Genomic DNA, 6,049 nt, shown 5'->3' with positions numbered 1-6,049 from the left:
CGGCCGTGCGGGTCGATCACCACGCTCACCGGAATGCCATTCGAGTCCAGAACCTGCATGTCGCTGCCATCCTGGTTCAACAAGATCGGCAGGTTGCGGATGCCGTGCCGGGCAAAGAACGGCCGCACCACGGCCGCCCCGGTCAAATCGATCGAAATCGGCAGAATCAACACGCCGCTGTCTTTCAAGTGCTGCGCCAGCGCGGCGAAACTGGGGATTTCCGCGATACAGGGGCCGCACCAGGTGGCCCAGAGATTCACCACCAACGTGTGCCCGTGGTAATTCTGCAAGGTCAACTGCCGCCCCGTGGTGTCGGTGAAGCGCAGCTTCGGTGCTGCGGTCGGCATCACCTGCGTCAGCGCCGCGGCGGCGTCCGGCAGATCGCCCTCGGCAATTTGCGCAACGGCGGAATTGCCCAAGCCCCCGGCGAGGGCTAATCCTGAAGCACCGGCGATGAGGGATCGGCGGGACAGCAGGAATGGGCGCGACGGTTTGACTGACAAGAGCAACACTCCACTTTCTCAGCAACTGCAATGGGGCGGACGGTTTGGTGCCGGACCCGATGCGGTGATGCAAGCCATTAACGTCTCTATTGGATTCGATGCCAAGCTCTGGGCCGAGGATATCGCCGGCAGCCGCGCCCATGCGGCGATGCTGGCCGCTCAGGGCATCATCAGCGCCAACGACGCCGCGGCGATCAATAGCGGCCTCTCCGCGATCGCCGGCGAGATCGAAGCCGGCACCTTCGCCTTTGCCGACGCGCTGGAAGACATCCACACCAATATCGAGGTGCGGCTGACCGAACGGATCGGCGACGCCGCCCGCCGCCTGCACACCGCGCGCAGCCGCAACGACCAGGTGGCGACCGATTTCCGCCTCTATGTGCGTGGCGCGATCGACAATCTGCTCCTGCAAATCCAGGATCTGATGCGCGCCTTCGCCACCCGCGCCGCCGACCATGCGGGCAGCGTGATGCCGGGCTTCACCCATCTGCAAACCGCGCAGCCGGTCACGTTCGGGCATCATCTGCTCGCTTACGTGGAAATGCTGAACCGCGATGCCGGCCGCCTGCGCGACGCCCGCGCGCGGTTGAACGAATGCCCGCTCGGCGCCGCGGCACTCGCCGGCACCTCCTTCCCCATCGACCGCAACGCCACCGCCGCGGCGCTGGGCTTCGACCGGCCGACCGCGAATTCGCTGGACTCCGTCTCCGACCGCGATTTCGCGCTGGAATATCTGTCCGCCCTGTCGATCCTGGCGATGCATCTCTCGCGCTTCGCGGAAGAGGTCATCATCTGGTGTTCGTCGCCCTACAGCCTGATCAAGCTGTCGGACGCCTTCACCACCGGCTCCTCGATCATGCCGCAAAAGCGCAACCCCGACGCCGCCGAGCTGACCCGCGCCAAAACCGGGCGCATCACCGGCGCGCTGGTCGGCCTGTTGATGGTGATGAAGGGCCTGCCGATGGCCTATGCCAAGGACATGCAGGAGGACAAGGAGCCGGTGTTCGACGCCACCGCGGCAATCTCCCTCTGCCTCGCCGCCACCGCCGGCATGGTGCGCGACATGGATGCCGACACCACGCGCATGGCCGAGCTGGCCGGCTCCGGCTTCTCCACCGCCACCGATCTCGCCGACTGGCTGGTGCGGGTGCTGAAAATGCCCTTCCGCGACGCGCATCACGTCACCGGGCAGATCGTCCGGCTGGCGGAGCAGAAAAAGCTCGACCTCGCCGGGCTGAGCCTGGCGGAAATGCAGGGCGTCGAACCGCGCATCACCGCCGAGCTGTTCAACGTATTGACGGTTGAAGCCTCGGTCGCCTCGCGCGTAAGCTATGGCGGCACCGCTCCCGGCAATGTCGCCCGCGCGGCGCAGAAATGGCTGGACCAACTGTCATGAAGACTTGCTTGATTGCGCTCGCCCTCTGTCTGGCGCTGTCCGGCTGCGGGCGGCGCGGGGCGAACACCCAGCCCGGCCCGGCGGCGGACATCATCTATCCCCACGTCTATCCGGCGAACTGACATGGCTCTCGCGCAACCGATGACTGCCGATCCCGAACTCGACGACCTGCTGGCCTCGCGTCCGGCCCTGGCCATGCACGCCCAAGACGGGCTGTGCTTCGAGGGCGTGCCGCTGCATGCCATCGCCGATGCGCATGGCACGCCCTGCTGGGTGTACGGCGCCGGCACGCTGCGCGCCCGCTATCGCGCTTTGGCCGCCGCGTTGGCGGAGGCCGGGCTCGACGTGCACATCCATTACGCGGTGAAGGCCAACGACCATCTGGCCATTCTCGGCCTGTACCAAACCCTCGGCGCCGGCGCCGACGTGGTCAGCCTCGGCGAATTTTTACGCACGCAACAGGCCGGCGTCCCGGCCGCCGATGTGGTGTTCTCCGGTGTCGGCAAATCGGCGCCGGAACTGGCGGCGGCGATCGCCGCCGGGCTCGGGCAGATCAATGTCGAGAGCGCCGAAGAGCTGGAGATGATTTCCGCCATCGCCACCGCCTCCGGGCGCACCGCCCGCGTGGCGCTGCGCATGAACCCGGATGTCGATGCCGGCACCCATGAAAAAATCACCACCGGACTCGCCGACAACAAGTTCGGCATCCCGGCCCAGGATATTTTGCACCTCTACGCCCATGCGGCGACCCTGCCCGGCATCCAGCCGGTCGGCCTCGCTTTGCACATCGGCAGCCAGATCCTCTCGCCCGCACCTTACGCTGCCGCTTATGCCAAAGCGGCGGAGATGGTGCGCAGCCTACGCGCCGCCGGAGCAGAAATATCGGTGCTCGATCTCGGCGGCGGGCTCGGCATCGGCTATGGCGACGAGCCGGGGATTTCGCTGGCCGCCTTCGCCAGCGTGGTGAAGAAAGAGGTCGGCGGTCTGGACGTGGAACTGCTGATGGAACCCGGCCGCTATCTGGTCGGCCCGGCCGGGCTGCTGCTCGCCTCGGTGATCCTGGAAAAGCAGGGCGCCAAACGTTTCGTCGTGCTGGACGCGGCGATGAACGACCTGATGCGCCCGGCGATGTACGATGCCTGGCACGGCATCCTGCCGGTCTCGGCGGTGCAGCTCCGCGCCCCCCGCGCCCCGGCCGACGTGGTCGGGCCGATCTGCGAGAGCGCCGACAGCTTCGCCACAGGCCGCGACCTGCCTTCCATGCCACCGGGCGCGCGCGTCGCGATCCTCGATGCCGGCGCCTATGGCGCGGTGATGAGCAGCACCTATAACGCCCGCCCCCGCGCCGCCGCGGTGCTGATCGAGGCCGGCAAATTCCATTTGATCACGCCGCGCCAGACCATCGAAAACCTCTGGGCAGACGAGTTTCTGCCCCCTCTGGCGGGAGCGGGATGAGCGGCGCGGCGCCCGACAGGCTTTTGCCCCGCCTGCGGCGGCGCGCCGCTCTTGTGCTTTGGACTGAGACACTCTGCCACGCGGCGATGCCCGCCGCCGGCATCCTCGCCGCCTGGCTGGTGGCGGTGATTTTTGGGCTCGGCAGTTTTCTGCTCCTCGCCGCCGCGATCATCCTGGCCCTGGCGGCCCTCAGCTGGGAAATCTTCCGCATCACCCCGCCGCGCGGAGAAGAAATCGACCGCCGGATCGAGGCGGCCTCAGGCCTGAAACACCGGCCGCTGCTCACATTGCAGGATGAGTCCGAGACCGACGGCGCCTGGGGCGCGGAAATCTGGGCCGTGCACCAGGCGCGGGCAGCCGCCTCCCTGGCTGGCGCGCGTACCGGCTGGCCGGCCCCGCTGGCCGCGTTGCGCGACCCCTATTCCCTGCGCGCGCTACTCTGGCTGCTGCTCATCACCGGCCTGGTGATCGCCGGGCCGGACCTGCCTGCCCGGTTTTCCGGCACGCTTTCGCTCCCCACCTGGCCGATCTTCGCCGGTCCTCAGGTAAGCGCCTGGATCACGCCGCCCGCTTATACCGGCCAGGCGCCGGTGCTGCTGGCGCAAGGGCAGGACGTGACGGTGCTGCAGGGCAGCCAGCTCACCGTGATCGTCAATGGCAGCGCCGATGCGATCCGCTTCGCCGGGGCCAAGCTGCCCACTGCGACTTTGGCCGCACATAGCCGGCGCGCCGACGGCGTGCTGACGGCCTCAGGCCTCATCAGCGTCGGCCCGTGGTGGCACCGTCTGGCGCGCTGGCGCGTCACCGCCGTGCCGCCGGGCGCGCCGGTCCTGACGCTCACCCCGATCATTTTGACGCGCGGCTCCCCGCAACTTTCCTGGCAGGCGAGCGACCCTTACGGCCTGGCCTCGTTGCGGGCCGCGTTGCATCCGCAAGGCTACCCCCACGCTTTGCCGGAAGAGGCGACATTGCCGACCGCCACAGGCAAGGGCACGGCCCGGCTGGATGTTTCCGACTCCCCCTATGGCGGTCTCCCCGTGGACGTGACGCTGCAGGCGAAAAACCTCGCCGGGCGAGCGGCCGTGTCCGGTGCGCGAAGCGTGACCCTGCCGCTGCTGCCGCTGCACGACGCAACCGCGCAGCTGCTCAGCATCGCCCGGCAGAACCTGGCGCTGAGGCCCGAACAAGCCCCCGCCATCGCCCGGCAGCTGATGCAGGCGGCGCAAGCCCCGCCCAGCCGCATTTCCTACGCCGTGGACGTGCAACTCGCGATGCTGGCCACCGAACTGCACCTGCGCGACGCCAGCCCGGCCCAGACCGTCGCCCGTCTCCTGATGCTGATCCGGCAGATCGAAGCCGGGCCCGATTACGCCCCCTCCCAGGCATTTGCGCGCGCCGCGCAGGCGTTGCTCCAGGCCCTGCGGCAAGGCAATGCCGACAAAAACACGCTGAACCAGCTGTTGCAGGCGATGCAGCAGGCCCTCGCCCAGCATCTGGCCGCCCTCAGCCAATCATCCAGCACGCCCCAGGGGCAGATGCGGCAGAATTTCGACAGCTCGGCGCTGAGCCGGCTGGCGCAGCAGATCGCGGCCGACCAGCAGGCCGGGCGCAGCCAGCAGGCGGCGGCCGAGTTGCAACAGCTGCAAGCGGCACTGCAGGCGCTGCAATCGGCGCGGCCGATGTCCGCCGCCGAGGCGGCACGGGCGCAGGCAGCGGCGCAAAGCGCGCAGGCGCTCAGCCAGCTGATGCAGAAGCAGGCGCAGCTGCTCGACCAGACCGCCAAAGGCAACGCCACGCCGGGCCAGCAGGGGCAACTGCGCGCCGGGCTGCAAAGCCTGGGCGCCGGGCTGCAAAAAGCCGGCATCGGCCCCCTGCCGGGCCTGGGCCAGGCGGGAGGGGCCATGCAGGCGGCGCAGTCGGCCCTCAGCCGGCAGGATAAGGGAGGCGCACAATCGGCGGAATCGGCCGCGATCCGGAATCTTCAGCAGGCCGCGGCGGCGCTGCAACGCAGCATGCAGCAGAGCCTGTCGCTTGACGCCAATGGCGGCATGCCCGGCGCGCACGGTTTCGGCGACAGCCAGAACGGCTCCAACGACGACAACGCCGTCCCCGATCTCGGCTTCCAACGCCGCAACCCCGCCGATGCGATCGAGCAGGAAATCATCAAGCGCGATGCCGACCCGGCCCTTCCGGCTGCGACACATCATTATCTGCGGCGGCTGCTGACGCCTGATCAGTGAGAAGGAAGCAGCCGCTTTTTGAAAAAAGCGGCGCAAAAACTTTTTTTATGCTGGGCTATGGGCGTTGGCGCCGACACAGCCTCAGGCCCAGAGCCTACTGCGTCACCGTGAAGCTGTAGTGGCCGGTGGTGTGCTGGGCATAGGCGGAAACCTGCCAGGTCACGGTGTAGCGCCCACCATGGGTGATATTCACCGGCACGGCGAGCTCGAAAGGCTGCCCGGCAACCGCCTGCGGCCGTGCGGCGGCGATCGGATCGCCCTGGGAATCGGTGATGGTGACGTCGGAAAAGGCCACGTCCACCGGCGCGCTGAAGGACAGCACCAGCACGCGCAGCGGCAAGGCGACGACCGATCGCGGGCCGGGCTGTGCCAGCACCAGCTTGGTATTCGCCAAAGCGGGTGCGGCAGCCAGCATCGCCAGCACCGGCGCAAGGCAGAGAGCGCGAAACGTCATT

Annotated in this window: 6 protein-coding genes; 4 read left to right on the top strand and 2 right to left on the bottom strand. The window is 68.2% G+C overall.

What is annotated here, in order from left to right:
- The coding region (locus tag VGG47_RS14865) for a TlpA disulfide reductase family protein (RefSeq protein ID WP_331539943.1) at nucleotides 1-503 on the bottom strand (503 nt) is incomplete at its 3' end.
- Between VGG47_RS14865 and argH the strand changes: the two genes are divergently transcribed.
- The 4 genes from argH to VGG47_RS14845 are packed head-to-tail and all read left to right on the top strand — an operon-like array spanning nucleotide 493 to nucleotide 5,594.
- On the top strand, nucleotides 493-1,899 hold the full coding sequence (gene argH / locus VGG47_RS14860) for an argininosuccinate lyase (protein WP_331539941.1): 1,407 nt from the start codon (nucleotides 493-495) through the stop codon (nucleotides 1,897-1,899). The two genes, VGG47_RS14865 and argH, sit on opposite strands and share 11 nt — an antisense overlap.
- Complete coding sequence (locus tag VGG47_RS14855; RefSeq protein ID WP_331539939.1) at nucleotides 1,896-2,021, top strand: hypothetical protein; 126 nt, start codon at nucleotides 1,896-1,898, stop codon at nucleotides 2,019-2,021. The genes argH and VGG47_RS14855 overlap by 4 nt, the downstream gene beginning before the upstream one ends.
- A gap of 1 nt (nucleotide 2,022) precedes the next feature.
- The gene (gene lysA / locus VGG47_RS14850) at nucleotides 2,023-3,354 is read left to right on the top strand and encodes a diaminopimelate decarboxylase (RefSeq protein WP_331539937.1); all 1,332 of its coding nucleotides are present in this window, start codon (nucleotides 2,023-2,025) and stop codon (nucleotides 3,352-3,354) included.
- On the top strand, nucleotides 3,351-5,594 hold the full coding sequence (locus tag VGG47_RS14845) for a DUF4175 family protein (protein ID WP_331539935.1): 2,244 nt from the start codon (nucleotides 3,351-3,353) through the stop codon (nucleotides 5,592-5,594). Before lysA ends, VGG47_RS14845 begins: the two co-directional genes overlap by 4 nt.
- 94 nt (nucleotides 5,595-5,688) lie before the next feature.
- Here VGG47_RS14845 and VGG47_RS14840 read toward each other — a convergent pair whose 3' ends face one another.
- Complete coding sequence (locus tag VGG47_RS14840; protein ID WP_331539933.1) at nucleotides 5,689-6,048, bottom strand: copper resistance CopC family protein; 360 nt, start codon at nucleotides 6,046-6,048, stop codon at nucleotides 5,689-5,691.
- Between the last annotated feature and the right edge of the window lies 1 nt (nucleotide 6,049).

This window comes from Acidocella sp. (genome assembly GCF_036489515.1).
Lineage (GTDB): Bacteria > Pseudomonadota > Alphaproteobacteria > Acetobacterales > Acetobacteraceae > Acidocella.
The sequence above is the reverse complement of the archived record's forward strand: the minus strand, read 5'-3'. Positions and strand labels throughout refer to the sequence as shown.

Coding starts and splice junctions, on each gene's coding strand:
- VGG47_RS14855 (WP_331539939.1), top strand. CDS start 1,896: ATGAAGACTTGCTTGATTGCGCTCGCCCTCTGTCTGGCGCTGTCCGGC.
- lysA (WP_331539937.1), top strand. CDS start 2,023: ATGGCTCTCGCGCAACCGATGACTGCCGATCCCGAACTCGACGACCTG.
- VGG47_RS14845 (WP_331539935.1), top strand. CDS start 3,351: ATGAGCGGCGCGGCGCCCGACAGGCTTTTGCCCCGCCTGCGGCGGCGC.
- VGG47_RS14840 (WP_331539933.1), bottom strand. CDS start 6,048: ATGACGTTTCGCGCTCTCTGCCTTGCGCCGGTGCTGGCGATGCTGGCT.